A 26071-nucleotide genomic window follows, 5' to 3' on the forward strand; every position below is an offset into this window, starting at 1 on the left:
TCACCCGCCGCGCCGCCAGCGGCTTTCGCGCATTTTGCGCGTCTTCACCCCCTTGCCGCCCACGGCAATCGGGGCTAGGCAGCGCGCAATTGCATAGGGAACCCCGCGATATGGCTCAATTCGTCCTGCCCAAGAACAGCCGCCCGCAAAAGACGGGCAAGGTCCACAAGGCCGAGGGCGCCACGGCAGTGAAGAAATTCAAAGTCTATCGCTATGATCCCGACAGCGGCCAGAATCCGCGCTTCGATACGTTCGAGATCGACACCGAAAAATGCGGCCCGATGGTGCTCGACGCGCTGATCAAGATGAAGAGCGAACAGGATTCGACGCTGACCTTCCGCCGGTCTTGCCGCGAGGGCATTTGCGGCAGCTGTTCGATGAACATGAATGGCAAGAACGGGCTCGCCTGCACGACCGCGATCGAGGATCTGAAGGGCGACGTCACGATCACCCCGCTGCCGGCGATGGATGTGATCAAGGACCTCGTCCCCGACTTCACCCATTTCTATGCGCAATATGCGTCGATCGAGCCCTGGCTGAAGACCAAGACGACGACGCCGAGTGGCAAGGAACGGCTTCAGTCGCCCGAGCAGCGCGAAAAGCTCGACGGCCTCTATGAGTGCATCCTTTGCGCCTGCTGCTCGACAAGCTGCCCCAGCTATTGGTGGAACAGCGACAAGTTTCTTGGCCCCGCGATCCTGCTTCAGGCCTATCGCTGGCTTGCCGACAGCCGCGACGAAATGACCGGCGAGCGGCTCGACGAACTCGAAGATCCGTTCCGGCTCTATCGCTGTCACACGATCATGAATTGCGCCAACGCATGTCCGAAGGGGCTGAGCCCGGCGCGCGCGATTGCCGAGATCAAGAAACTGGAAGCCGAGCGGCACGTCTGATGCGCAGGGCGCTGGCGGCACTCGCTGCGCTGGCGCTCGCCTCCTGTGCGACCCCCATCGAGCCTGGACCCGTCGCGGAACTGCCGGGCGCCGTTGCGCTTGGCGATGCGACCTGGCTCGTGCCGGGAGGGTTCGAGCCTGGCCGTTCGCCCGATGGAAACAGCGTCATTCTGAGGGGCAGTGCGGGCGCGGTCCTTGTCGATACGGGGCGTCACGCCAGCCACAGCGAAGCGGTCTCCCGCGCTCTTGGCGCACTTGACCTGCCGCTCGCCGCGATCGTCAACACGCACTGGCATCTCGACCATGTCAGCGGCAATTTGCCGCTCAAGGCAGTGCATCCGGATGTGCGGGTCTATGGAACTTCGGCGGTCGAGGGGGCGCTCACCGGCTTTCTCGCAAGCAGCGCGGCGTCGTCGCGCAAGGCGCTCGCTGCGGGCCAGATTCCTGCCGCCGCGGTTCCCGATGTCGAGGGTGACCTGCAAACGATCGGGCGCGGTTCCGAACTCCGGCCGGATATCGTCATCGACACGCCGCACGACATCGTCTTTGCCGGCCGGGCCCTGTCGTTGCGGATCGCCCATCATGCGGTGACCGAGCGCGACCTCTGGATTTACGACGTCGCGGCGCGGCGCGCGATCGTCGGCGATCTGGTCACGCTTCCCGTGCCCTTTTTCGACACGGCCTGTCCCGAAAGCTGGCTGGCGGCGCTGGGCGAGGTCGCGCGATCGGGGGCGCAGCAGATCGTGCCCGGGCACGGGCCGGTCATGGATCGGCGCGGCTTTGCACGCTGGCGTACGGCCTTTGGCGATTTTATCGCTTGCGCGCGCGGGTCACGCGCGCTTGAGAGTTGTTCGGCGGGCTGGGTTTCCGGTGCCGCCGAATGGATCGGTCAGGACAGCGCCCGCGCCAAAGCGATGGCCGATCACTATGGCGAGCGGATACGCTCGAAGAAATTGGACGGATTTTGCAAGGCATGAATGACGGGATCGAGGATCCGAAGCGCCGCGACCATTTTAGCGCCGAAGAGCTGGACGGCGGCTGGTTGAGCTGGGACCTCAAGGATCCCACGCGTTTCAATAGCTTCATCGAACCGCTGACGGTTCGTGTCGAGGCGCCGACCGAAGACGGGCGCCCGCGTGCCCGCGTGCGCATGCTGCCCGAACGCAAGCACAGCAATCTCGGCGACAATGTCCACGGCGCGGTGACCCTCGCGCTCGTCGATATCGCGCTGTTCGCGGCTTCGCACCAGTTCGGATCGCTCAACGCGGGTCATTCGGTCACGCTCGACCTGTCGACCCAGTTCGTCGGTGCGGGACGGGTCGGCGAGCCGCTTGACGCCGTTGTCGAACTTGTCCGCGAAACCGGCCGGCTGATCTTCCTGCGCGGGCTGGTCGTACAGGGCGAGGGCGACGGTCATATCGTGCTGAGTTTCGCCGGAACGATCCGCAAGGCCAGCGCGAAGTGACCACGGTTCTTGCGGCCTATGACGCCCTTGTCGCGGGGGGTGAGTTGCGTCCCGACGTCGAACAGCGTGCTGCGGCGGCGCGGCTCGATGCGTTACAGGGTGAACTGGAGGCGGTGCCCAAGCGCGGCAGCCTTCTCTGGCGTCTGGCGGGCCGCAAGCCGGCGGCGCTGCGCGGCGTCTATCTGTGGGGTGCGGTCGGCCGCGGCAAGTCGATGCTGATGGATCTGTTCTACGACCAGCTTTCGATCGAGCGGAAACGGCGCGTCCATTTCCATGCCTTCATGCTCGACGTCCATGCCCGGATGCGCGAGGTGCGGAAGAGCGAAAGCGGCGACCCGATTCCGCTCGTGGCCGAGGCGCTGGCCGAGAATGTCCGCTGTCTCGCCTTCGACGAAATGGTCGTGAACAACAGCGCCGACGCGATGATCCTGTCGCGCCTGTTCACCGCGCTGATCGACCGCGGACTGACGATGGTCGCGACATCGAACCGGCCGCCGCAGGATCTCTACAAGGATGGGCTCAACCGCGAGCATTTCCTGCCCTTCATCGCGCTGGTCGAGGATCGGCTGGACGTGATGGGGCTCAACGGCCCGACCGATTACCGGCGCGACCGGCTGGGCGATGGCGCGCGCTGGTTCGTGCCCGCCGACGATGCCGCCAGCGCGGCGCTGTCCGCTGCCTTCTTCCGCCTGACCGACTATCCGCCCGAGGATCGCGCGCATGTGCCGACGCTCGATCTCGACGTCGGCGGCGGGCGGACATTGCATGTGCCGAAGGCGCTGAAGGGCGTTGCGGTCTTTTCGTTCAAGAAATTGTGCGGCGAAGCGCGCGGGGCGTCGGACTATCTGGCGGTCGCGCGGCATTTCCACACCGTCATCCTCGTCGGCATCCCCCGCATGGGGCCGGAGAACCGCAATGAGGCGGCGCGCTTCGTGACGCTGATCGATGCGCTTTACGAATATAAGGTCAAGCTGCTTGCCAGCGCGGCGGCGGCGACCGACCAGCTTTATGTCGCAGGCGACGGCGCGTTCGAATTCGAGCGCACGGCGAGCCGCCTCGCCGAAATGCAGTCGGACGATTATCTGGCATTAGGCCATGGCCAGGAGGATGCCGCCCGCGATTTTCCCCCAGCGTGACGTGTTGGCAGTGACATAGGCGAGACTGCGGACGTAGCGCACCTCGTGGGCCAGATGGCCCACAGCCTGTTCGGCGCTACGGCGCAGAGTTCGCAAGGGGCGCGGTTCGGGCAGCCTGATCGATCCCGGTCGTGGCGGCGGTGCGGGCAGGTCGGCGAAGCCGCCGTTGGTAACGCGGCGGTCGGCGGCGACCGCCTGGCACAGCGCCTCCATCCGCGCGATCGCGAGGCGGTTGGCAACAGCGCGGTCGCGGCTCAACAGCTCGAAGCTGTGGCTGAAGGCCGAGAATTGGATCGCCTTGCTCGCCGCCGCATGATCGAGCGCGTCGCGCATTTCTTCTTCGGACATGGCGCAGAGCTGCGCCGGGCGAAAGCTGTCGGCGCGGTCCATCAGGCCGCTGACGGGGACTTCGCAAACGCCATGGTGGGTTCGCATCCCGATGTTTCCGGGGTCGAGCACGATGTCGCAACCCCGGCCGACATAGGCGCCGTTGAAGCTGCTGTCATAAGCGAAGCCAAGCGCGGCGAGCGCGCGCAGCGTGTCGTCGTTGGCGCCGAAATTGCCGGCGCGAAAGGCGACGGGATCGGGCGCGCCGGCGCGCACCAGCATATCGGCGGCAAGCCCGATGAGCTTTTTCTGCGCGCCGAGAGGGAAGTCGCCGATGTTGCGCCCATTCAGCCGCCCGACGGGGTTGAAGCGCGCGAAGGCGAGCCATTCGGTGTGGATGTGGAGCTGGACTTCGTGCCCGCGCGCGACGATCGGGGCGACGATGTCGCGCACGATCGACGGTCCGTGGACGAGTGCGGGCATCGGATCTACGAAGAAGACCCCGGTCAGACCATAGCGTTCGAGCAAGTCCATCTGGAAATGGATCCCGAAATCGCCGTCGCGGCAGCGGCCGAGGATCGAGCTTTCGAAATTGGCGCGCGCGTCAAGGCCCCGTTGATAGAGGCCCGCCGACAATTCGGTGTCGAAGCTGATGATCGCACGCGTCACGCCTTGCGCGTAACAAAGTGGAGATAAGGGAGGGTTAATGGATGATTGCGGCGTGCCGCAGCCGTCGCGGCGGCGCAATATCCCATCCTTTGGTGCAGCTTTACGACCGGCCGGTCGCAGGAGACGATATGATCGTCCCCGCGGATGGCAGCGAAGAGGGTATCACCAACCAGCCGGAATGTCGTCGGCGCGTGAGCTGTCGCGCCGCATTATTGTTATTGCGAACTATTATCAAAGAAAGGCGGTTTTTCGTTCTTTTGGCGGTTGTTTCGTTACGGGAATCGGCGTAGGGGCGTCGCCAGTCTTGGGACCGGAGCGGAGCTTTAGCCCGTGCTCCCGCCGGTCTGTGAACCAATTGCCGGGCTTGCCAGAAGGGAGTGCCGCGCGCCATGGGACGCAAGAAGATCGCTTTGATCGGAGCCGGGAATATCGGCGGAACGCTGGCGCTGCTCGCCGCGCAGAAGGAACTCGGCGATGTCGTCCTGTTCGACGTCGTCGAAGGCGTGCCGCAGGGCAAGGCGCTCGACCTGTCGCAGGTCGGCCCGATCGCGGGCTTCGACGCGAAGATCACCGGCTCGAACGACTATAAGGATATCGCGGGCGCCGACGTCATCATCGTCACCGCCGGTGTCGCCCGCAAGCCGGGCATGAGCCGCGACGATTTGCTCGGCATCAACCTCAAGGTCATGAAGGCCGTCGGCGAAGGCATCAAGGCCAACGCGCCCGACGCGTTCGTCATCTGCATCACCAACCCGCTGGACGCGATGGTCTGGGCCCTCCGTGAATTCTCGGGCCTGCCGCACAACAAGGTCGTCGGCATGGCCGGCGTGCTCGACTCGGCGCGCTTCAGCCACTTCATCGCCGACGAATTCGACGTGTCGGTGAAGGATGTGAACACCTTCGTGCTCGGCGGCCACGGCGACACGATGGTCCCCGTCGTGCGTTACTCGACCGTCAACGGCATCCCCGTTCCCGACCTCGTCAAGATGGGCCTGTCGTCGCAGGACAAGATCGACGCGATCGTCAAGCGCACGCGCGGCGGCGGCGGCGAGATCGTCGCGCTGCTCGGCACCGGCTCGGCCTTCTATGCCCCTGCTGCAAGCGGCATCGCGATGGCCGAAGCCTATCTGGGCGACCAGAAGCGCATCCTGCCTTGCGCCGCCTATGTCGACGGCCAGTACGGCCTCGACGGTCTGTACGTCGGCGTGCCGGTGCTGATCGGTGCCGGCGGCGTCGAGACGATCGTCGAAATCGAACTCGACGATGCCGACAAGGCGGGCCTGCAGGTCTCGGTCGATGCGGTCAAGGAACTGCTCGACGCTTGCAAGAACCTGGATTCGTCGCTGGCGTGAATCTGACGAGCGGTCTTTTCTCTTTATGGTGCGTTCTCTTGGGCGCAGCTCCCGGGTTGATCGCGCTCCGTTTCATAAACTGGAAAAGATCGCTCCTCATCGTCGGTATTTGGTTTCTCGCCTCGGTCGCGCTTCTTTGGCGGATCGGCTTGGGACCACATGGATATATATTATACGCTTTTGCTCTGTTCTGGCTGGGTTGTTTCGCTGGTTTTATAGCGACGCTCATCCGATGTTTTTCAGGAGCAAAAGCGCTATTGCGTAGAAAGCAAAATTCATGAGCATCCTCATCGACAAGAATACCAAGGTCATCACGCAAGGGATGACCGGCGCCACCGGCACCTTCCACACCGAACAGGCGCTTGCCTATGGCACGCAGATGGTCGGCGGCGTGACGCCGGGCAAGGGCGGCACGACGCACATCGGCCTGCCGATGTTCAACACGGTCGAAGAAGCGAAGCATGCGACGGGCGCGACCGCGTCGGTCATCTATGTGCCGCCGCCGTTCGCCGCGGACTCGATCCTTGAGGCGATCGACGCCGAGGTCGAGCTGATCGTCTGCATTACCGAGGGCATTCCGGTGCTCGACATGGTGAAGGTAAAGCGCGCGCTTTCGGGTTCGAAGTCGCGTCTGATCGGCCCGAACTGCCCCGGCGTGCTGACCCCCGAAGAGTGCAAGATCGGCATCATGCCCGGCAACATCTTCAAAAAGGGCAGCGTCGGCGTCGTCTCGCGCTCGGGCACGCTCACCTATGAAGCCGTGTTCCAGACCTCGAACGTCGGGCTCGGCCAGACCACCGCGGTGGGTATCGGCGGCGACCCGGTCAACGGCACCAACTTCATCGACGTGCTCGAGCTTTTCCTTGCTGACGAAGCGACCAAGTCGATCATCATGATCGGCGAAATCGGCGGCGACGCCGAAGAACAGGCGGCGCAGTTCCTGATCGACGAAGCGAAGCGCGGTCGCAAGAAACCGATGGCCGGCTTCATCGCGGGCCGCACCGCGCCTCCGGGGCGCCGCATGGGCCACGCCGGCGCGATCGTGTCGGGCGGCAAGGGCGACGCCGAAAGCAAGATCGCGGCGATGGAAGCGGCGGGCATCAAGGTGTCGGCGAGCCCGTCGGAACTCGGCACGACGCTCGCCGAAGTGCTGAAAGAGCGCGTCTGATTCAAGTCCCCGCCGGCGGCTGTCGTTGCTGGCGGGGATTTGATCCCCACATAAGAACCACCCCTACCTCCCCGTGGAAAAGCAGATGAACCTCGAACGACAAAGCTTCGACATCGACGAGCCGCAGGCCGGCCCCAGCTGGGCGCCGAAGAACTGGCCGCTGATCGACAGCGACGACCTGACCGCCGCGCTCGATCCGCAGCAGATGCAAGTCGCGGTGAAGGCCGCCGCCGCCAAGGCAGGTGCCGCGCTGTCGAACGCGGAGGTGGAGCGCGCGGCGGACGATTCGATCCGCGCGATGATGCTGATCCGCACCTATCGTGTTCGCGGTCATCTTGCTGCCAATCTCGATCCGCTCGGCCTCAGCCAGCGCGAGCTGCCCGCCGACCTGACCCCCGAATATCACGGTTTCATCGGCGCCGATCTGGATCGCCCGGTTTACATCGGCGGGACGCTCGGCCTCGAAAAGGCGACTATTCGCGAGATCGTCGCGATCCTGCGTGCCAATTATTGCGGCAACGTCGGCCTCGAATATATGCACATCGCCGATCTGAAGGAGCGCCAGTTCCTGCAGGAACGGATGGAAGGCGCCGACAAGATCATCGAATTTTCGGTCGAAGGCAAACGCGCCATCCTGAACAAGGTGATCGAGGCCGAGGAATGGGAAAAATTCCTCGCCAAGAAATATGTCGGTACCAAGCGCTTCGGCCTCGACGGCGGCGAATCGATGATCCCGGCGATGGAAGCGATCATCAAATATGGCGGCCAATATGGCGTGCGCGAAATCGTGTACGGCATGGCGCACCGCGGGCGACTCAACATGCTCGCGAACGTCATGGCGAAGCCGTACAAGATCATCTTCCACGAATTCGCCGGCGGCAGCGCGAACCCCGACGACATCGGCGGCTCGGGCGACGTCAAATATCACCTTGGCACCTCGACCGACCGCGAGTTCGGCGGCGCGTCGGTGCATATGTCGCTCGTCCCCAACCCCTCGCATCTCGAAGCGGTCGACCCGGTCGTGCTCGGCAAGGTGCGCGCGCAGCAGGTTGTGCGCGACGATCTTCAAAAGCATGAGCAGGTGCTGCCGGTGCTGATCCACGGTGACGCCGCGTTTGCGGGGCAGGGGATCGTCTGGGAATGCCTCGGCTTTTCGGGCATTCGCGGCTACAACACCGGCGGCTGCATCCACTTCATCGTCAACAACCAGATCGGTTTTACGACCAGCCCGCAATTCGCGCGCTCGTCGCCCTATCCGTCGGACGTGGCGAAGGGCGTGATGGCGCCGATCCTGCACGTCAACGGCGACGATCCCGAAGCGGTGACCTTTGCATGCAAGCTCGCGATCGATTTCCGCCAGCAGTTCAAGCGCGACGTCGTGATCGATATGTGGTGCTACCGCCGCTTTGGCCACAATGAGGGCGACGAGCCTTCGTTCACCCAGCCCTTGATGTACGCCAGCATCCGGAAGCATCCGCCGGTGTCGCAGCTGTGCGCCGCGAAGCTCGAAGGTGAAGGCGTGATCGACGCCGGCTGGGCGGATGCGCGCCGCGCCGAATTCGCCGCGCGGCTCGAAGGCGATTTCGAGGCGGCGAAGAGCTACAAGCCCAACAAGGCCGACTGGTTCGCCGGCCGCTGGTCGGGGCTCCACGCCCCCGCCGACCCCGAAAATGCGCGTCGCAACATTGCGACCGGGGTGTCGGAAAAACTGTTCGACGCGATCGGCCGCACGCTGACGACGATCCCCGCCGACGTCGAGGTGCACAAGACGTTGCGCCGCGTGATCGACGCGCGTGGCGCCATGTTCGCCGACAAGAGCGACGGCGAGGTGTTCGACTGGGCGACCGCCGAAAGCCTCGCCTTCGGCACCTTGCTCAGCGAAGGCTATCAGGTGCGCCTGTCGGGCCAGGATTCGGGTCGCGGGACCTTCAGCCAACGCCACGCCGTGTGGGTCGACCAGAAGAGCGAGGAAAAATATGTCCCGCTCACCACCGTTCCGCACGGCCGGTTCGAAGTGCTCGACAGCCCGCTCTCCGAATATGGCGTGCTCGGCTTCGAATATGGCTATGCGATGGCCGATCCGAAAAGCCTGGTGCTATGGGAAGCGCAGTTCGGCGATTTTGCCAACGGCGCGCAGATCATGATCGACCAGTTCATCGCGTCGGGCGAGGCGAAATGGCTGCGCGCCAACGGCCTCGTGATGCTGCTGCCTCATGGCTATGAAGGGCAGGGACCCGAACATAGCTCGGCGCGCCTCGAACGCTTCCTCCAACTGTGCGCGGGCGATAATATCCAGGTGTGCAATATTTCGACCCCGTCGAACTATTTCCACGTCCTGCGCCGCCAGATGCTGCGTCCGTTCCGCAAACCGCTGATCATCATGACGCCCAAGTCGCTGCTCCGTCACAAGCTGGCGGTGTCGCAGCGTTCGGACTTTATCGGCGACGCGCATTTCCGCCGCATCATGTCGGACCGCACGCCGCCCGAGGACAAGGACATCAAGCGTGTCGTACTCTGTTCGGGCAAGGTCGGCTATGACCTGATGGAAGCGCGCGACGCCGCGGGACTCGCCGACACCACAGTGATCCGCATCGAGCAGCTCTACCCCTTCCCCGGCGAGCCGCTGGCGGTGCGCCTGAAGCGCATGCCGAAGCTCGAAGAGGTGGTCTGGGCGCAGGAAGAGCCGCGCAACAACGGCGCTTGGTTCTTCGTCAACGAACTGATCGAGGATGCGCTGATAGAAGCGGGCAAGTCGGGCATGCGCCCGCGCTATGCCGGTCGCGCCGCCGCCGCCTCGCCCGCGACGGGACTGATGAGCCGCCACCAGACCGAACAGTCGGCGCTCGTCGCCGACGCACTCGGCCTGTCGGTTCGCGCCGAAATCCGCCGTACCAAGAACAAAGCCTGAGCCCAGAGCCTAATCCCCAAGGAACTGCACCTATGAGCACCGAAGTCAAAGTCCCCACGCTGGGCGAAAGCGTTACCGAAGCGACGATCGGCGAATGGCTGAAGAAGCCCGGCGAAGCCGTGGCGCTCGACGAGCCGATCGCGAGCCTTGAGACCGACAAGGTCGCGGTCGAAGTCCCGTCGCCCGTCGCGGGCGTGATGGGCCAGCAGCTCGCCGCGGTGGGCGACACGGTCAATGTCGGTGCGGCGATCGCGACGATCGAAGCTGGTGGTGCCGCCGCGGCTCCGGCGCCCGCCGCTGCCGCGCCTGCACCCGCACCTGCTGCGAAGGCCGAAGCCGCTGCGCCGGTGCCCGCCGCGACTGCGGCCCCGGCTGCCGAGGGCGTCGACACCGTTACGACCATGTCGCCCGCGGTTCGCCGCCTCGTGCTCGAGCATGGCGTCGACCCGACAAAGATCCAGGGCAGCGGCAAGGATGGCCGCCTGACCAAGGAAGATGTGCTTGCCGCCGCGAACAACGCGCCCGCGGCCCCTCCGGCTCCGGCGGCTGCCGCCGCCGCACCTGTCGCCAGCGGCACCCCGGGCCGTCACGAAGAGCGCGTCAAGATGACGCGCATGCGCCAGACGATCGCCAAGCGGCTGAAGTCGGCGCAGGACACTGCCGCGATGCTGACGACGTTCAACGACGTCGACATGTCGGCGGTGATGGCGACGCGCGACAAATATCGCGAAAGCTTCGAAAAGAAGCATGGCGTGCGCCTCGGCTTCATGAGCTTCTTCACCAAGGCGGTAGCACTCGCCGCGCATGACATCCCGGCGGTCAACGCACGGATCGACGGCGACGAAATCGTCTATCACGATTATCTCGACGTCTCGGTCGCGGTCAGCGCGCCGAACGGCCTCGTGGTCCCCGTCGTGCGCAACGCCGACAGCCTGTCGTTCGCCGACATCGAAAAGGCGATCGCCGACCTCGGCAAGCGCGCCAAGGAGGGCACGCTGACGATCGACGACATGACCGGCGGCACCTTCACCATCTCGAACGGCGGCGTGTTCGGCGGTCTGATGTCGACCCCGATCATCAACCCGCCGCAGTCGGCGGTGCTCGGCCTCCATCGCATCGAGGATCGCCCGGTCGTGCGAAACGGCGAGATCGTGATCCGCCCGATGATGTATCTCGCGATGAGCTACGACCATCGCCTGATCGATGGCCGCGAGGCGGTGACCTTCCTCAAGACGATCAAGGAAGCGATCGAGGATCCGACGCGCCTGCTGATCGATCTCTGACGATATTTCTCCCCGTCCCCCGAGGGGTAAAGGAACGATAAATGGCTGATTACGACTACGACGTCCTTGTCATCGGTGCCGGCCCCGGCGGTTATGTCGCGGCGATCCGCGCGGCGCAGTTGGGCCTCAAGACCGCGTGCGCCGAAGGGCGCGAGACGCTGGGCGGCACCTGCCTCAACGTCGGCTGCATCCCGTCGAAGGCGATGCTCCACGCGTCCGAATATTTCGAGGCGGCGGCCGGCGGCGCGATGGCGGCGATGGGCATCAAGGTGAAGCCCGAGCTCGACCTTGGCACCATGCACGGCCAGCGCAAGGATGCGGTCAAGGGCCTGACCGGCGGCATCGAATTCCTGTTCAAGAAGAACAAGATCGACTGGCTGAAAGGCTATGCGCAGTTCGTCTCGAAAGACAGCGTCGAGGTCGCGGGCAAGACCTATCGCGCCAAGAATATCATCATCGCGACCGGATCGTCGGTGACCCCCCTTCCCGGCGTCGAAGTCGATAACGACAAGCAGATCATCGTCGATTCGACCGGCGCGCTCGAACTCGCGAAGGTTCCCGGCCATATGGTCGTCATCGGCGGCGGCGTGATCGGGCTCGAACTCGGCAGCGTGTGGCGCCGCCTCGGCGCCAAGGTCACGGTCGTCGAATTTCTCGACCAGATCCTGCCCGGCATGGACGGCGACGTCCGCAAGGAAGCGAACAAGATTTTCAAGAAGCAGGGCGTGGAATTCAAGCTCAAGACCAAGGTCACGTCGGCTGAGGTCAAGGGCAAGAAGGCCGTGCTGACGCTCGAACCCGCTGGCGGCGGTGATGCCGAAACGCTCGAAGCCGATGTGGTTCTCGTCTCGATCGGCCGCCGTCCGAACACCGACGGCCTTGGTCTCGACAAGGCCGGCCTTGCGGTCAATCCGCGCGGCCAGATCGAAACCGACCATGATTTCGCAACGCAGGTCCCCGGCATCTGGGCGATCGGCGATGTGATTCCCGGCCCGATGCTCGCGCACAAGGCCGAGGACGAGGGCATCGCCTGCGCCGAGAATATCGCCGGGCTTACCGGTATCGTGAACCACGACGTCATCCCGTCGGTGGTCTACACCTGGCCCGAAATCGCGGGCGTCGGCCTGACCGAAGAGCAGGCTATCGAGAAGGCGGGTGGGGAAAAGGGCGCGGTCAAGGTCGGCAAGTTCCCGATGCTCGCGAACAGCCGCGCCAAGACCAATCATGAGCCCGACGGCTTTGTGAAAGTCATCGCGGACGCCAAGACCGACCGTGTGCTCGGCGTCTGGTGTATCGCGAGCGTCGCGGGCACGATGATCGCGCAGGCCGCGCAGGCGATGGAATTCGGCGCGACGTCGGAAGACATCGCCTATACCTGCCACGCGCATCCGACGCACAGCGAAGCGATCAAGGAAGCCGCGATGGCGGTGACGGGCAAACCGATTCACACCTGACGAAACGATAATGGGGGAGAATATGATGGCGAAGCACGGGCTCTGGGCAGCGGCTTCGCTGGCCCTCTCCCTCGTCGCGACCAGCGCGCAGGCGGCGCCCGATCTCGGTGCCGCCAATGCGCGGCTGACCGCGCTGCTCGACAAGAATTACCCCGCGCTGGACGCAATCTACAAGGACCTGCACCAGCACCCCGAGCTGGGGATGCAGGAGGTGCGCACGGCGGGCATGCTCGCGCAGCATCTGCGCAAGGCTGGCTTCACCGTGACCGAGAAGGTCGGCGGGACCGGAGTCGTCGGCGTGCTCAGGAATGGCGAGGGGCCGACGATCCTTGTGCGCGCCGACATGGACGCGCTGCCGATGGAGGAAAAGACCGGGCTTGCCTGGTCGAGCAAGGCGCGCGCGACCTATGAGGGCAAGGATGTGCCGGTGATGCACGCGTGCGGCCACGACACGCATGTCGCCTATCTGGTCGGCGTCGCGCAGGCCTTGAGCGCGATGCGCGATAGTTGGTCGGGCACCGTGGTTCTCATTGGCCAGCCCGCCGAAGAACCGCTGACCGGTGCGCGCGCAATGCTCGACGACGGGCTGTTCGAGCGCTTCCCGAAACCCGATTTCGGTTTTGCTGCGCATGTCACCAATCTTCCGGCCGGCGTCGTCGCGATCAAGGCGGGAGCCTCCTCGTCGGCATCGGACAGCTATTCGATCACTTTTCACGGGCGCGGCGGACACGGATCGATGCCCGCCGCAACGATCGACCCAATCCCGATCGCGGCGCGATTCGTCACCGATACGCAGGTGGTGATCAGCCGCGAGAAGGACCCGGCGGCGTTCGGCGTGCTGACGATCGGCGCGATCAACGCAGGCAGCGCGCCGAACATCATCCCCGATAGCGCGGAGGTGAAGGTCAATTTGCGTTCGCAATCGCCCGAAGTGCGAAAATTGCTCCAGGACGGCACCGCGCGCGTTGCGAAGTCGGCGGCCGCGATGGGCGGGGCGCCCGAGCCGACGATCCGCTATCTCGGCGGGACGGGCATCATGACGAATGACCCGGCGATGGCGAAGGCGGCGGTCGCGGCCCTGACGCCAGCTTTCGGCAAAGGACTGGTCTTCGCGCCTGAAAGCGCGACGCCGATGTCTGGCAGCGAAGATTATTCCGAATTCGTCGATGCGGGGGTGCCGTCGCTCTTCTTTGGCATCGGCGGTTACGATCCCGCTGTGCTCGCCGACCTCAAGGCGAAGGGCGAACCTGCGCCGACCAATCATTCGCCTTTCTTCGCGCCCAAAGCCGAGCCCGCGATCCGCAGCGCGGTGACCGCGATCGTCCTGTCGATCGTCGGCGGCGTACGCCCGGCCGCGAAATAGCCGCCAAATGTTCGAGATCGACAATGCGCTGATCGTCCGCCTGCTCGACCTGATCGGCATCGGCGTCTTCGCACTGTCGGGTGCGCTGATGGCGGTGCGGCTGCGCCAGACTCTGGTGACCGCCGCTTTCTTCGCGCTAGTCACCGGCGTGGGCGGCGGCAGCGTGCGCGACCTGCTGATCGGCGCCCCGGTCTTCTGGGTGCAAGACGGCGCGATTGCGGCGGTGTGCATCGCGATCGCGCTGATCGTCTGGCTGACGCCGGAACGCTGGTGGGCGGGGCAGTTGCTCGAATGGGCCGATGCGGTGGGGCTCGCCGCCTATGCCGTGTTCGGGACGGCGAAGGCGCTGGCCTGGGGTGTGCCGCCCCTTCCGGCGCTGATGATGGGGGTGATCACCGGCTGCGTCGGCGGCACGATCCGCGACATCCTGGCCGGGGTTCCGTCGATCATCATGCGGCCAGAAGTCTATGTCACCGCAGCGGCGCTTGCGTCGGGGCTGTTCCTGCTCTTGCAATGGCTGGGGACGGGTACGCCGGTCGCGGCGGTTGCGGGCGCGGTTGCGGGTTTCGTCCTGCGCGGCGCGGCAATCCACTGGTCGCTCGCACTGCCCACCTATCGCGGGCAATAGGCTTGCCAAATCGCGAAACTGTGGCAGTTTCGCCTTATGAACAGCGATGTCAGCACCATTGCCCGCCGGGTGCGGGGGCAGGCGGAGGCCTTGCCCGAGCTGTTCGGCCGCTTCGATTTCGACAAGGCGCCCGAACGCTGGGCGCCCGAGGCTGATGCCGTGAGCGAACTCAGCCGCGTGCGCAGCATCGACCGCGCCGACTATCTGGACGACCCGGACCTGCTCGGCCGTATCCGCGAATATACGATGCTCGGCGACCGCACGGGCGACGCTTATGCCGCGCTGATGCCGCGCTACGGTTTCCAGCGGACGGTCGCGATGCTCGTCGATGCGTGCGACAAGGGGATCGAGGCGGTCGCGGATGCACCGCCGGAGCTGATCGCGCTGATCCGCGATATGGAACAGAAGCCCGACTGGCTCGATATGAGGCTGGTCGAGGAAGGCGCCGCCTATGAACGCAATGCGACCGCCAACCTGTCGCCCTTCCTGATCCGCGGCGCCTTCATCGCCACCTTCCTCAACAAATATTCGGCGCTGCCGATGGCGCTTACCGGCACGCTCGGCCATGCGACTGCGGCGCGGCGGGTCAAGGAAACCGCGACCTTCTTTGCCACCACCGCGTTGCCGGGCGCGCTCGACCGTTATGGGCCGGGGTTCAAGGCGGCGGCGATGGTGCGGTTGATGCATTCGATGGTGCGCATCAATGTGCTCTCGCGCCCCGGCATGTGGGACGCCGAAACCTATGGGATGCCGATCCCGCAGCTTGACCAGATGCCCGCAGGGCTGATCCCGGTCTATTTCCTGTCGCAGGAGGTGCTTGCGAAGGGCCGGACCCGGTTCACGCGGCTCGAACGTGGCCGCGTCGAGCTGGCGCGCTATCGCTGCTACCTGCTCGGGCTTCCCGAAGATCTGCTCGCCGACACGCCGCAGGAGATCGTCCGCATCTGGCGCACGCGCAGCGCGACGCTTCGTTACGAATATGACGACCAGGTTTGCGGCGGATTGCTGCGGGCGACGATGGACGCCGAACTGTCGAAGGACCGTTCGCCGAGGGGGCAGGTCAAGCGCCGCCTTGAATATTCGGTGAGCCGTGTCTTTTTCGTGAAGGCGTTTCTCGCCGGCGACGAGGAGCGGGCCGCCAATGTCGGCGTGCATGTGCGCCGCCGCGACCACCTCATCTATGGCGCAACGATGCTCGGCATCGCGGGGCGCATGGCGGCCTACCGCATTGCATCGCGCTTGCCGCTGATCCGCCACCTCGCCGACCGGCGCCTCGTCCACCGGATCGAGCGTCAGCTGACCGAATATGGCCGCGCCGAATTTACCTCCGACGCCGCGCACTATAAGCCCGCAACTGCGAGCTAGACTTTTCGTACTGAAGGATTTTCATGCAGACCGAGCAGGCGACCGTTAACGGCATCAGCATCACATACGAAGACAAGGGGCCGCGCGATGCCCCCGTCATCCTGTTGGTCATGGGGCTCGGCGGCCAATTGACGCTCTGGCCCGACGAGTTCGTCGATGCACTCAACGACCGCGGATTCCGTACGATCCGCTACGATAATCGCGACGTCGGTCTGTCGACGCGGTTCGAGGCGGCGGGCATTCCGAATGTGAAGTGGATGATCGTCAAATCGATGATCGGTCTGCCGGTGCGGCCCGCTTACACCCTTGCCGATATGGCCGCCGACGGCATCGGCCTGCTCGACCATCTCGGCATCGCGCGCGCGCATATCGTCGGCGTGTCGATGGGCGGAATGATTTCGCAGCATATCGCCGCGCGCTATCCCGGACGCGTGCTGTCGCTGACTTCGGTGATGTCGACGACCGGCAACCGCCGCCTCCCGCGCGCGCAGAAGGAAGCGATGCGCGTGCTCGCCAACCGCCCGATGAGCGGCGACAAGGAAGCGCTGATCGCCTATTCGGTCAATGCCGCGCGCGTGATTGGCAGCCCCGGCTATCCGTCGGCCGAAGATCGGCTGCAGCGCCGTGTGCGCGCCGACTTCGAACGCGGCTGGTATCCGCAGGGCGTCGCACGGCAAATGGCGGCGATTGTTGCCGACGGCGACCGGCGTCCGATGCTGAAGGACATCAAGGCGCCCACGCTGGTCATCCACGGCGAGGACGATCCGCTCGTGCCGCTCCCCGGCGGTCGCGACACGGCGGACAATATTGCGCGCGCGCGGCTGAAGACGATCCCCGGCATGGGCCATGACCTGCCGCTCGCGCTCGTCGATACGCTGGCCGATGCGATTGCCGGGCACGCGCACGCGGCCGCCGTAGCCACCTGATCGCTCCCCTTCCGCAAACGGGAGGGGAATTATTTCAGCAGCAGCGCCAGCGCTGCGAATAAGCCCTTTGCCTCGGCCTTGCCCGGTCGCGGGACGGCGGGGAGGTAGGCGCGGCAGTCGAGGCATGACGCCTGTACCGACCCCGCCTGCGTCAGCATCGTCAGATCCTGCACAAGGCGCCGTTCGGCGAGTTGTCGGTTCATCGCCGCGATGCCGAACCAGCCGCGCGGAAGCGCCGCCGTTTCTTCCTCGGCACCCGACCAGCTTGCGAGCATCTTCGAAAATTCGCTTGGCTCGTCCTCGAAATATTTGGCGTGAAAATCGCCGTCGATCTTGGCAAGCTTCGCCGCGGCCTTCAGCGCATCGGGCAGGCCGCCGAACTCGTCGATGAGGCCGATCTGGCGCGCAGTGCCGCCTGCCCAGACGCGGCCTTCGGCAATCGTACGGACCTTTTCGATCGGCTGCTTCCGGCTCTTTGCGACGAGACCGGTGAAGCGCGCATAGATGTCCTCTACGCTCGCCTGCGCCAGCGCGTTGAACTCGTCGTTCACCCCGCCGAACACATCTGGCTGACCCGACAGCGGCGTCGTCGCGATGCCGTCGGCGGTCACCCCGACCTTGGCGAGCGTCTGGTCGAAGCTCGGCAAGATGCCGAACACGCCGATCGACCCGGTGATCGTCTCTGGCTCGGCAAAAATGCGGTCGGCGGGGGTCGATACCCAATAGCCGCCCGATGCCGCGACATTCGCCATCGACACGACGATCGGCAGCTTCTTCGCCTTGGCGGCAAGCAAAGCCTGCCGGATTTCTTCGGACGCGAGCACCGATCCGCCCGGCGAGTCGACGCGCAGGACGATTGCCTTGATGCTGCTGTCCGCGGCAGCGTCGAGGATATGTTCTGCGACGGTCTCGCCGCCCGCGACGCCCGTCGGCGCCTCGCCGTCGACGATCTCGCCTACGACGGGAACGACGGCGATCGCACTGCCCCTTTCCTCCGGTGGATTGGCCGCGACCCAGTTTTCGAGCGGGATCGCCTTATATTCCCATGGCTTGCTGTCATCGACGGCCCCGCTGATTTCGGCGACGCGGGTGTTGAACGCCATGCGGCTGCCGAGCTTGTCGACCAGCCCGGCATCGAGCGAGGCCTTCGACAGGTCGTTCCCCGCAGCCTGCACCGCACCCGCCGTATTGGCGATGAAGGCGTCGAGCTTGGCGGTAGGGCGCGCCTTTTTGACATCGGTCAGCCAGTTGTCCCACAACACGCTGGCGTAGGCGAGGTTGGCTTCCTTTGCTTCGGGCGACTGGTCGCTGCGCAGGAAGGGTTCGACCGCGCTCTTGAACGTACCGACGCGGTAGATGTGCGCGGTGACGCCGAGCCGGTCCATCAGCCCCTTGTAATAGAGGCGCGACCCGCCGGGGCCGGCGATGGCAACGCCGCCGATGCCGTCGGCCCAGATTTCGCTGGCATGCGATGCGATCTGATAGCTGTCGGTGGTGTAGGCGGTGGCAAAGGCCAGAACCGGCTTTTTCTTCGCGCGCACCTTCTCGATCGCCCCGCCGATTTCGGCGAGCGAGACCTGCCCGCCGCCAAGGAAGCGGTCGAGATCGAGCACGACCGAGGTCACGCGCTTGTCGTCGGCAGCGACCTCCAGCGCGTGCACGACGTCGCGGACGCGGACTTCCTTGAGCTGCGCGCCGCCCGACAGCGCCGCGAGCGTATCGACTTCGGCGGGCTGTTCGCTGACGATGCCGTCGAGTTCGATCAGCAGCGCGCCTTCGCTGACCGGCAGCCCGGCATTGGGGCGGCCGGAAAGCAGGCCGAAGAGCAGGACGAAGAAGAGCAGCAGGAAAATGAGCGCGAGCCCGTCCTTGATCGCGACGAGCAGGTTCCAGACCTTGCGCGGAAAGCTGGTGGTCGGTCGGGGCCGGTCGTCGCCGGGCAGCGGGCGGCGGACGGGGATGGCCCAGGGGCCGGCGGGGTCGTTGGGCGTGTTCGCGGTGTTGTCGGTCATGCGCGCAAACCTAGGGATGCGCCTCGCCCTTGGCAATGCACGCTTCGACGGGCGAACAGCGACACCGTACCGGCGACGTCAAAGCCATCCCTCGCGGCGGTACCAGCGCACCGTTTCGGCGAGCGCATCGTCGGTGTCCATTTCGGGGCGCCACAGTTCGGCGGGCGGGCATTTCCCCTCGGTCGCGACCCAGTCGGGATGCGCGATATAGCGTGCGCGGTCGGGGGTCAGCTTGGCGCGGCCGCGGCGCACCAGCCTGTCGATACGGCCACCCGCCTTGAGCAGAAGGGCAGGGGTTGCGAGCGTCGACAGACGTTGCCGTCCGACGGCGCGCGCGACCGCGCGGGCAAAGCCGCGATGCGACCAGCCGGTGGGCTTGCCGTCGTCGGGTTCGTAGATCTGACTTATGCTGATACTGTCGTCGTCGGCCAGCGCGACGAGCAATCGCGCGAGTTCGTCGACGTAAATCGCCGACATACGGCCATGGGGGATCAGTGCGATGCCGCGCCGCGCCATGCGGAACAGGTCGAGCATCTCGGTATCGCCGGGGCCGAAGACGGCAGGCGGACGCACGATCGTCCAGTCGAGCCCGCTGTCTTTGACGACGGCCTCGGCGCGTTCCTTCGACCAGCCATAGTTGGAAATTGCGGGCTCGCGCGCGGCGAGCGAAGAGACGTGGACGAAGCGCCTCACGCCGGCTTGGCGCGCCGCATCGCCGACATGCGCGGTGGCGGTGGCATTGCCGGCCTCGAAGGCGGCGCGGGTGGGCACGTTGACGACGCCTGCGATGTGCATGACGACATCGGCGCCCGCGGCCATCTGGGCAAGGCTGTCGGTCCGGTCGAGCGCCCCCGCGATCCACGTCACGCCATCGCGCTCGGGTTGCGGACGGCGGGTGAGGGCGCGGACGTGCCAGCCTGCGGCAACCGCCTGTCGCATAGTAGCGCCGCCGACGAAGCCGGTTGCGCCGGTCATCGCGAGGATCGGCGCGGTCAGAGGAGCACCATATGGTCGCGGTGGACCATCGCGCTGCGGGGGGCATAGCCGAGCGCAGCTTCCTGTGCGTCGCGGCCGAGGCCGACGATGTTCGCGGCATCGGCGTCGGGATATTCGGAAAGGCCGCGCGCGATGACGCGCCCGTCGGGTCCGGCGATGTCGAGGATGTCGCCGCGCGCGAAGCTGCCGCTGACCGCGGTCACGCCGGCGGCGAGCAGGCTCGCTCCGCCTTGCAGCGCTTTGGCGGCCCCAGCGTCGATCTCAACCCGTCCTTGGGCGGTGAGCCCGCCCGCGAGCCAGGCCTTGCGCGCGCTCGCGCCCTTGTCGGCGACGAACAGGCTGTGCCGCGCGTCGGTCGAGAGCGGCCGGTCGATCCGTCCCGATGCGATCGCGAGATGCGCCCCCGCGGCGTTGGCGATGCGCGCTGCCGCGATCTTCGACACCATGCCGCCCGACCCCATGCCCGACGCCGATCCCGTATCGGCCATTGCTTCGATTGCCGCGTCGATGCGTTCGATGCGCGCAATATGGACGGCGCCGTCCTGCGCCGGGTTGCGATCGTACAGGCCGTCGATGTCGGAGAGCAGGATGACGCCGCCCGCCGCAGCGGCCTGCGCGACGCGCGCGGCGAGGCGGTCGTTGTCGCCAAAGCGGATTTCTTCGGTCGCGACGCTGTCATTCTCGTTGATGATCGGCACGACGCCGAGGCTGAGTAGCCGGTCGAGCGTCGCGGCGGCGTTGAGATAGCGGCGGCGATGTTCGAGGTCGCCCAGCGTCACGAGCATTTGCGCGGCGGTCACCCCCTCGGCGCCGAGCACCTCGGCCCACACCTGGCTCAGCGCGATCTGCCCCGTCGCGGCGGCGGCTTGCGCATCTTCGAGCGTGCCGCGTCCGCCCTTGGTCAAACCGAGCCGCCGCGCGCCGAGCGCGATCGCCCCCGACGACACGACCGCCACCTGCTGCCCCGCCCGCGCGCGTTCGGCGATGTCGGCGGCGATGCCGGTGAGCCAGTCGCGCCGTACCGCGCCCGACGGATCGACGAGCAAGGCCGATCCGATCTTGACGATCAGCCGGGGGCAGGAGGCAGGCGGAAACAGGCTCATGGTGCCGCCGATAGCGCGATGCGAGCGCCCCGCCAATGCGAATGTCCGAAGCAGGCTCCATCACGAAATTCTATTCGGAAGGTCCAAAGGTCACGCAACGTCCCCCTCGTTTCGATATCCGTCGCGGGCGGCGATGTCAGACGTGAGGGTTGAAGGGAAACGGCAAAAGGCTGACATGACCGGCGAACGCCATGCGCGCCGGATAATGTAGGACAGGATTTTTTGGGGGCTGGGTTCGATGTCGGCTTTGGGGTGGGGAGCGGACGGTAAAATCCTCCCCGTCGCGAAGCGATGGGGAGGGGGACCGCCGCCGCAGGCGGTGGTGGAGGGGCGGCGACCTCGCGCCATTTGCCCCTCCGTCAGCGCTTCGCGCTGCCACCTCCCCATGGCTTCGCCACAGGGAGGATTAAGGACCGCAACCGGTCGAATGCGGACGGCGCGGGGCGTTAGCGGTCTCCGCCGAACGTATAGCTGAGCGCAACGCCGCCCGATGGTTGGCTGCGCGACCCCAATTGGCGCGCCACGGGCGAATCCGCCGCGTCGCCGACGAGCCGGTCGTAGCGGCCATAAACGGCGACGCCCCAATTCTTTCCGATCATGCGGTGGTAACCCGCCGTGACGCCGACCGACTGGACCCCGCCGCCCGGATCATAGGCGGGAAGGCCGGAGGCAAGCGCGGCGGCGGGCGCGACACCGAAATAGGCGCGGGTGTATTTTGCGTCGCCCAGCGTGACGCGCGGGCCGATCGAAAGGAGCCAGTCGTCGCCCTCGCGCGCGATATAGTCGGCGCTGACTTCGCCGACCCAACCCTTGTGGCCGCTGAGGCCCTTGCGCCCTTCAACGCGGACGCGGAGCGACGGCATCAGATAGGCTTGCGCGAAACCGCCCGCTTCGATCGAAAAGCCGACCTTGGGCAAGTCGGCGCCGATGTCGGACGCGGTGCGCTTGCCGATAAAGCCCAAGGCGGGCCCGAAGGCGAAATCGCCCGAATGGACGAGCGGCGAGCCAAAGCTTTCGTCGGGCGCCTCGAACTCGAACGCGCTCGCGCGGGTGCGCGAGACGTCGATATAGGGGCCCACGCTGTATTTGTCGGCGCCCGGCCAGGAGGGAGCCAGTTGCGGGCCGAGGATGACGCGCGTGCGCTTTTCTCCCCCCGCATCCTCCTCCTGTGCGTGCGCCGGACCGGATACCAGCGCGCATGCAAGGACGAACAGGGCGGGGAATTTGCTATAGTCGATCATGCGGAAATCCTTGTTGTTCCGCATGAAATTCCCCGCGGCAGGGGTTCGTTCCTAAACGGGCGACCAGCCGGCGGCTTCGTCGCTTTCGTCCTCGCCGGGTTCGGGGTGGCCGATCGCCTCGAGCAGCTTGTCGAGCACTGCGGGCACGCCCGCGCCGCTCGCGCCCGACAGCGCCATCACCGGATGCCCGCTCTCTTCCGCGAGCTCCGACGACAGGGCGGCGATCAGCTCGTCGTCGAGCGTGTCGGTCTTGTTGAGCGCGACGATCACTGGCTTGTCGATCAGGTCGGCTCCATAGGCCTCGAGCTCGTCGCGGACGATGCGGTAGCTGGTCGCGACATCTTCGTCGTTCGCATCGACAAGGTGGAGCAGCACGCGGCAGCGCTCGATATGGCCGAGGAAGCGGTCGCCGACCCCGGCGCCTTCGGCAGCGCCCTCGATCAGCCCCGGGATGTCGGCGATGACGAATTCATGCCCCTTGTGGCTGACGACGCCGAGCTGCGGGCGCAGCGTGGTGAAGGCGTAGGCGCCGACCTTGGCCTGCGCGTTGGTCACCGCGTTGATGAAGGTCGACTTGCCCGCGTTGGGCAGGCCGACGAGGCCCGCGTCGGCGAGCAGCTTGAGGCGCAGCCACACCCACATTTCCTCGCCCGGCCAGCCCGGCCCGTGCTGGCGCGGCGCGCGATTGGTCGAGGTCTTGTAGCTCGCATTGCCGCGCCCGCCGTCGCCGCCGCGCAGAAAGACGATGCGTTCGCCCTCTTTGGTCAGGTCGGCGAGCAGGCTGCGTTCTTCGTCGTCGTCGAGGATCTGGGTGCCGATCGGCACCTGGATGACAAGGTCGGGGCCGCCCGCGCCGGTGCGGTCGCGCCCGGCGCCGGGGGTGCCGCGCTTCGCCTTGAAATGCTGCGTGTAGCGAAAATCGATCAGCGTGTTGAGACCGGCGACGGCTTCGAACACGATATCGCCGCCCTTGCCGCCGTTGCCGCCGTCGGGGCCGCCATATTCGATATATTTCTCGCGCCGGAACGATACGGCGCCGGGGCCGCCGTCGCCGGACTTGATGAAGATCTTGGCTTGGTCGAGGAAATGCATGGCGGGGCCTTTAGGACGTAAACTTGATTACACACCAAGCTCCGTCTGTGTCGAGCGAAGTCGAGACACCCATCGCGATGGCACAAGGCCGATGGGCATCTCGACTGCACTCGATGCGAACGGAATGAGGGGATTTGCGTGGCCCCCTAGCGTGGGAGACGCAAAATTACCAGCCCCTACCCCTGGAGCTTGCCGCCATGTTCGGCCCAGAATTTCGCGATGCGGCCGGTGATCAGCTCGGTCGCGAGGACGCGCGACGTGTCGCGCGGCAGGCCCAGCGCTTCCGCCATGGGGCCCCCGAGCTGCGCGTCGCCCAATGCCATCAGCACCAGCGCGAGCGTATCTTCGTGCATCAGCCGCTTTTCGTGCGCGTCGGGCGCCATGCCGTCGATCAGGCGGTGGATCGCGTCGACGATCGGGTCGAGCGCGTCGTCGTTGCCCGTCGCCGCCATCCACGTCGCGAGCGCGCCCGCGCCGCCGCTGTTGAACGCGTCGAAGGCGAGGTCGACGATTTCGCGGACATTACGCTCGCCCGGCGGCGATTCGGCCATTTTCCTGCCGATCGTCGCGCAGACGGTTTCGGCCTGATAGGCGGCGAGCGCCTTTTGCAGTCCGGCGGCGCTGCCGAAATGATGCAGCAGGTTCGCATGCGTGCGGTCGATCCGCGCCGCGACAGCTTTCAGCGTCACCGCGGCCGGCCCCATTTCGATCAGGATCTGGCGCGCGGCTTCGAGTGCGGCCGACCGGCTTTCCTCCGGGCTCAGACGCTTCTTTGCTATTGACACCACTGTAAGTAACCTCTAACTTTTGCCCCACAGGCGTCCCCTCGCCCGGTTTCCCTTTCCGACGGTGAGCAGCATATGTCCAGCCCTTCCCAGTCGCCGACGCCCGCCGATCTGTCGATCACCCCGCGCGACATGCGCTTCGGCCGCGACGAGAGGCAGGGCCGCTGGTGGTTGAACGGCGATCCGATCGCCTCGGCTTTCCACACCGCCTTGTCGGTGACCTTTCCGCGCGGCGAGGCGATGTTCATCGAAGCGGTGAAGGCGCACCGCGACGGCGTGCCCGACAAATTGGCGCGCGAAATCCGTGCCTTCACGCAGCAGGAAGTGATCCACAGCCGCGAGCATGTCGTGTTTAACAAGAAAGCGGCGGAAGCGGGTTACGACCTTTCGGAGCTTGAAGACGATGTCAACCAGGTGCTCGACCTGATCAAGACGCGGCCGCAGATCGTCAACCTGATGGCGACGATCGCGCTCGAACATTATACCGCCATGATGGCAGCGGTGATGCTGAAAGACCCCAAGATGTACGACGGCGCCGAGCCCGGATGGGCGGCCTTGTGGAAATGGCACGCGATCGAGGAGATCGAGCATAAGGGCGTCGCTTACGACACTTGGCTGCACGCGACGAAGGACTGGAGCCGCTTCAAACGCTGGCGCGCCAAATCGCTGATGATGATCCTCGTCACCACACGCTTCTGGCCGAAACGGGTGAAGGGCATGAAGGCGCTGCTCAAACAGGACGGGCTAACCGGTTGGCGCGTCACGGCGCGCATCTGGTGGTATCTGCTCGGCACGCCGGGCGTGCTGCGCAAGAGCTTCCTGCCCTGGCTCAGATATTTCATGCCCGGTTTTCACCCCTGGAACCACGACGACCGTGCGCTCATCAGGAAATATGAAAGCGACTATGCCGACGCGATCATGCCGGCGCATTCGTCGGAACCCGAACTGGTCGCGGCGACTGCCTGACCTTTCGTCTCCGCGGTTGCGGAGATTTTTGCGGGGGATGGCCGGTAACGACCGATTGCGGTCGCTGGAGTTGTGAACCCCGGCGAAAGCCGGAACCCGGAATTCGGGTACCAATCTTGTGTATTTCTGTACCAGGCCGTGACCGGAGTCATGTGCCTCCGGACATCTTTCGTCGGGATGCACGAGATGGCCGCTCACTACGCCGAAGCAGCCCGAAGTCCGGCCCGACGCCACCGGGGAGGGGCGTGGGCCGGACCCGCGCGGCCGCGCTGCCTCAGTCGCCGGCATCGTCCCATTGGAACACCGTTTCGAGCGGCTTGCCGAAGACGCGGGCGATGCGGAACGCGACTTCCAGCGAAGGTGAATATTTGCCTTGTTCGATCGCGGCGATCGTCTGGCGCGTGACCCCGACGCGGTCGCCGAGGTCGCCCTGCGTCATCTCGCCCGCCAGGAAGCGCAGCGTCCGGATGTCGTTGGAGAAGGGAGGCTTAGCCATGCCAGCCCCGCCGATAGCTCATCAGCACGACGACGCTGTTCACCAGTTCGGCGGCGACGATCGCGAACAGCCCCATATTCGCCAGCGGCACCCCGCTCTCGACGAAGGGCAGATAGACGCCGACGACCATCATCCCCACCAAGAGGACATAATAGGCCATTGTCGCGCCGCGCCGGCGGATCGCGCGGTCGCGCTCGTCGGCGCGTGCGCGCTCGGACTTCGGCGCCCGCGCCGACAGGATGACGGTACCGACGATGACGGTGACTGCATGCGCCACTGCGATCGAGCCGAACAGCCACAGCATCGGAAACACTTCGCGCCCGGCGGGATGTCCGGAGAGGAGAAGCCCGAAATAGACGCTGTAGGCGACGACCATGGCGACGACGTTCAGCCAGGCGGTCTTTTCACGGAAATTCATTTGATGGTCTCCGGCATATGTGATG

At 65.6% G+C, this 26071-nt stretch carries 23 protein-coding genes; 14 read left to right on the plus strand and 9 right to left on the minus strand.

What is annotated here, in order from left to right:
* Window positions 1-110 precede the first annotated feature (110 nt).
* From HDC35_RS16475 to zapE, 4 genes are read left to right on the plus strand one after another with little or no spacing between them, the layout of a single operon-like run.
* Window positions 111-893: a succinate dehydrogenase iron-sulfur subunit gene (locus HDC35_RS16475; RefSeq protein WP_184648484.1), complete on the plus strand. Its 783-nt coding sequence runs from the start codon at window positions 111-113 to the stop codon at window positions 891-893.
* Window positions 893-1870, plus strand: a complete 978-nt coding sequence (locus HDC35_RS16480; RefSeq protein WP_184648485.1) for an MBL fold metallo-hydrolase — start codon at window positions 893-895, stop codon at window positions 1868-1870. Before HDC35_RS16475 ends, HDC35_RS16480 begins: the two co-directional genes overlap by 1 nt.
* Window positions 1867-2358: a PaaI family thioesterase gene (locus HDC35_RS16485; RefSeq protein ID WP_184648486.1), complete on the plus strand. Its 492-nt coding sequence runs from the start codon at window positions 1867-1869 to the stop codon at window positions 2356-2358. Before HDC35_RS16480 ends, HDC35_RS16485 begins: the two co-directional genes overlap by 4 nt.
* Entirely contained in the window at window positions 2355-3494 is a 1140-nt protein-coding gene (gene zapE, locus HDC35_RS16490) for a cell division protein ZapE (protein WP_184648487.1), read from the plus strand. The genes HDC35_RS16485 and zapE overlap by 4 nt, the downstream gene beginning before the upstream one ends.
* Here the strand turns inward: zapE and HDC35_RS16495 are convergent.
* Window positions 3447-4490 (minus strand): hypothetical protein, encoded by a 1044-nt coding sequence (locus tag HDC35_RS16495; RefSeq protein WP_184648488.1) that lies wholly within the window; start codon window positions 4488-4490, stop codon window positions 3447-3449. The two genes, zapE and HDC35_RS16495, sit on opposite strands and share 48 nt — an antisense overlap.
* Window positions 4491-4879: 389 nt before the next feature.
* On the opposite strand from HDC35_RS16495, the gene mdh reads away from it, so the two are divergent.
* The 9 genes from mdh to HDC35_RS16540 all read left to right on the plus strand — a co-directional run bounded on the left by mdh (window position 4880) and on the right by HDC35_RS16540 (window position 16937).
* A complete protein-coding gene (mdh, locus tag HDC35_RS16500) occupies window positions 4880-5842 on the plus strand; it encodes a malate dehydrogenase (protein ID WP_184648489.1) in 963 nt (320 codons plus the stop codon).
* 277 nt (window positions 5843-6119) lie between these two features.
* Window positions 6120-7010: a succinate--CoA ligase subunit alpha gene (gene sucD / locus HDC35_RS16505; protein ID WP_058801856.1), complete on the plus strand. Its 891-nt coding sequence runs from the start codon at window positions 6120-6122 to the stop codon at window positions 7008-7010.
* An 85-nt stretch (window positions 7011-7095) separates the two neighbouring features.
* Window positions 7096-9918, plus strand: coding sequence for a 2-oxoglutarate dehydrogenase E1 component (locus HDC35_RS16510; RefSeq protein WP_184648490.1), 2823 nt, complete (start codon window positions 7096-7098; stop codon window positions 9916-9918).
* 32 nt (window positions 9919-9950) lie between these two features.
* On the plus strand, window positions 9951-11201 hold the full coding sequence (gene odhB / locus HDC35_RS16515; protein ID WP_184648491.1) for a 2-oxoglutarate dehydrogenase complex dihydrolipoyllysine-residue succinyltransferase: 1251 nt from the start codon (window positions 9951-9953) through the stop codon (window positions 11199-11201).
* Between the two features lie 41 nt (window positions 11202-11242).
* Window positions 11243-12655: a dihydrolipoyl dehydrogenase gene (lpdA, locus tag HDC35_RS16520; protein ID WP_184648492.1), complete on the plus strand. Its 1413-nt coding sequence runs from the start codon at window positions 11243-11245 to the stop codon at window positions 12653-12655.
* Between the two features lie 22 nt (window positions 12656-12677).
* The gene (locus HDC35_RS16525) at window positions 12678-14018 is read left to right on the plus strand and encodes an amidohydrolase (protein ID WP_260397798.1); all 1341 of its coding nucleotides are present in this window, start codon (window positions 12678-12680) and stop codon (window positions 14016-14018) included.
* Between the two features lie 7 nt (window positions 14019-14025).
* Window positions 14026-14646: a trimeric intracellular cation channel family protein gene (locus HDC35_RS16530; protein WP_184648493.1), complete on the plus strand. Its 621-nt coding sequence runs from the start codon at window positions 14026-14028 to the stop codon at window positions 14644-14646.
* A 36-nt stretch (window positions 14647-14682) separates the two neighbouring features.
* Entirely contained in the window at window positions 14683-16011 is a 1329-nt protein-coding gene (locus tag HDC35_RS16535) for an oxygenase MpaB family protein (RefSeq protein ID WP_184648494.1), read from the plus strand.
* A 23-nt stretch (window positions 16012-16034) separates the two neighbouring features.
* Entirely contained in the window at window positions 16035-16937 is a 903-nt protein-coding gene (locus HDC35_RS16540; RefSeq protein ID WP_184648495.1) for an alpha/beta fold hydrolase, read from the plus strand.
* 29 nt (window positions 16938-16966) lie between these two features.
* On the opposite strand, the gene sppA is transcribed toward HDC35_RS16540, so the two are convergent.
* From sppA to HDC35_RS16570, 6 genes are all read right to left on the minus strand, one after another.
* Window positions 16967-18949 carry a signal peptide peptidase SppA gene (sppA, locus tag HDC35_RS16545; RefSeq protein ID WP_184648496.1) on the minus strand — a complete coding sequence of 661 codons (1983 nt, stop codon included), beginning with the start codon at window positions 18947-18949 and terminating at the stop codon, window positions 16967-16969.
* A gap of 78 nt (window positions 18950-19027) precedes the next feature.
* A complete protein-coding gene (locus HDC35_RS16550; protein ID WP_184648497.1) occupies window positions 19028-19924 on the minus strand; it encodes an NAD(P)-dependent oxidoreductase in 897 nt (298 codons plus the stop codon).
* A 17-nt stretch (window positions 19925-19941) separates the two neighbouring features.
* On the minus strand, window positions 19942-21048 hold the full coding sequence (proB, locus tag HDC35_RS16555) for a glutamate 5-kinase (protein WP_184648498.1): 1107 nt from the start codon (window positions 21046-21048) through the stop codon (window positions 19942-19944).
* 446 nt (window positions 21049-21494) lie between these two features.
* Window positions 21495-22289 (minus strand): MipA/OmpV family protein, encoded by a 795-nt coding sequence (locus HDC35_RS16560; RefSeq protein ID WP_184648499.1) that lies wholly within the window; start codon window positions 22287-22289, stop codon window positions 21495-21497.
* A gap of 51 nt (window positions 22290-22340) precedes the next feature.
* A complete protein-coding gene (obgE, locus tag HDC35_RS16565) occupies window positions 22341-23381 on the minus strand; it encodes a GTPase ObgE (protein ID WP_184648500.1) in 1041 nt (346 codons plus the stop codon).
* Between the two features lie 176 nt (window positions 23382-23557).
* A complete protein-coding gene (locus HDC35_RS16570; protein ID WP_184648575.1) occupies window positions 23558-24166 on the minus strand; it encodes a TetR family transcriptional regulator in 609 nt (202 codons plus the stop codon).
* A gap of 75 nt (window positions 24167-24241) precedes the next feature.
* Between HDC35_RS16570 and HDC35_RS16575 the strand changes: the two genes are divergently transcribed.
* On the plus strand, window positions 24242-25132 hold the full coding sequence (locus HDC35_RS16575) for a metal-dependent hydrolase (protein ID WP_184648501.1): 891 nt from the start codon (window positions 24242-24244) through the stop codon (window positions 25130-25132).
* Between the two features lie 274 nt (window positions 25133-25406).
* On the opposite strand, the gene HDC35_RS16580 is transcribed toward HDC35_RS16575, so the two are convergent.
* Together HDC35_RS16580 and HDC35_RS16585 are read right to left on the minus strand one after the other, a co-directional pair.
* Complete coding sequence (locus HDC35_RS16580) at window positions 25407-25628, minus strand: helix-turn-helix transcriptional regulator (protein ID WP_184648502.1); 222 nt, start codon at window positions 25626-25628, stop codon at window positions 25407-25409.
* On the minus strand, window positions 25621-26046 hold the full coding sequence (locus tag HDC35_RS16585; RefSeq protein ID WP_184648503.1) for a hypothetical protein: 426 nt from the start codon (window positions 26044-26046) through the stop codon (window positions 25621-25623). The genes HDC35_RS16580 and HDC35_RS16585 overlap by 8 nt, the downstream gene beginning before the upstream one ends.
* Between the last annotated feature and the right edge of the window lie 25 nt (window positions 26047-26071).

Origin of the sequence: Sphingopyxis sp. JAI128, from assembly GCF_014207235.1 — a bacterium.
In the GTDB taxonomy this organism is placed as follows: Bacteria; Pseudomonadota; Alphaproteobacteria; order Sphingomonadales; family Sphingomonadaceae; genus Sphingopyxis.

What these genes read in the sequence shown, in the direction of transcription:
- HDC35_RS16475 (WP_184648484.1), top strand. Translation starts at nt 111, where the DNA reads ATGGCTCAATTCGTCCTGCCCAAGAACAGCCGCCCGCAAAAGACGGGC.
- HDC35_RS16480 (WP_184648485.1), top strand. Translation starts at nt 893, where the DNA reads ATGCGCAGGGCGCTGGCGGCACTCGCTGCGCTGGCGCTCGCCTCCTGT.
- HDC35_RS16485 (WP_184648486.1), top strand. Translation starts at nt 1,867, where the DNA reads ATGAATGACGGGATCGAGGATCCGAAGCGCCGCGACCATTTTAGCGCC.
- mdh (WP_184648489.1), top strand. Translation starts at nt 4,880, where the DNA reads ATGGGACGCAAGAAGATCGCTTTGATCGGAGCCGGGAATATCGGCGGA.
- sucD (WP_058801856.1), top strand. Translation starts at nt 6,120, where the DNA reads ATGAGCATCCTCATCGACAAGAATACCAAGGTCATCACGCAAGGGATG.
- HDC35_RS16510 (WP_184648490.1), top strand. Translation starts at nt 7,096, where the DNA reads ATGAACCTCGAACGACAAAGCTTCGACATCGACGAGCCGCAGGCCGGC.
- odhB (WP_184648491.1), top strand. Translation starts at nt 9,951, where the DNA reads ATGAGCACCGAAGTCAAAGTCCCCACGCTGGGCGAAAGCGTTACCGAA.
- lpdA (WP_184648492.1), top strand. Translation starts at nt 11,243, where the DNA reads ATGGCTGATTACGACTACGACGTCCTTGTCATCGGTGCCGGCCCCGGC.
- HDC35_RS16525 (WP_260397798.1), top strand. Translation starts at nt 12,678, where the DNA reads ATGATGGCGAAGCACGGGCTCTGGGCAGCGGCTTCGCTGGCCCTCTCC.
- HDC35_RS16530 (WP_184648493.1), top strand. Translation starts at nt 14,026, where the DNA reads ATGTTCGAGATCGACAATGCGCTGATCGTCCGCCTGCTCGACCTGATC.
- HDC35_RS16535 (WP_184648494.1), top strand. Translation starts at nt 14,683, where the DNA reads ATGAACAGCGATGTCAGCACCATTGCCCGCCGGGTGCGGGGGCAGGCG.
- HDC35_RS16540 (WP_184648495.1), top strand. Translation starts at nt 16,035, where the DNA reads ATGCAGACCGAGCAGGCGACCGTTAACGGCATCAGCATCACATACGAA.
- sppA (WP_184648496.1), bottom strand. Translation starts at nt 18,949, where the DNA reads ATGACCGACAACACCGCGAACACGCCCAACGACCCCGCCGGCCCCTGG.
- HDC35_RS16550 (WP_184648497.1), bottom strand. Translation starts at nt 19,924, where the DNA reads ATGACCGGCGCAACCGGCTTCGTCGGCGGCGCTACTATGCGACAGGCG.
- proB (WP_184648498.1), bottom strand. Translation starts at nt 21,048, where the DNA reads ATGAGCCTGTTTCCGCCTGCCTCCTGCCCCCGGCTGATCGTCAAGATC.
- HDC35_RS16560 (WP_184648499.1), bottom strand. Translation starts at nt 22,289, where the DNA reads ATGATCGACTATAGCAAATTCCCCGCCCTGTTCGTCCTTGCATGCGCG.
- obgE (WP_184648500.1), bottom strand. Translation starts at nt 23,381, where the DNA reads ATGCATTTCCTCGACCAAGCCAAGATCTTCATCAAGTCCGGCGACGGC.
- HDC35_RS16575 (WP_184648501.1), top strand. Translation starts at nt 24,242, where the DNA reads ATGTCCAGCCCTTCCCAGTCGCCGACGCCCGCCGATCTGTCGATCACC.
- HDC35_RS16580 (WP_184648502.1), bottom strand. Translation starts at nt 25,628, where the DNA reads ATGGCTAAGCCTCCCTTCTCCAACGACATCCGGACGCTGCGCTTCCTG.
- HDC35_RS16585 (WP_184648503.1), bottom strand. Translation starts at nt 26,046, where the DNA reads ATGAATTTCCGTGAAAAGACCGCCTGGCTGAACGTCGTCGCCATGGTC.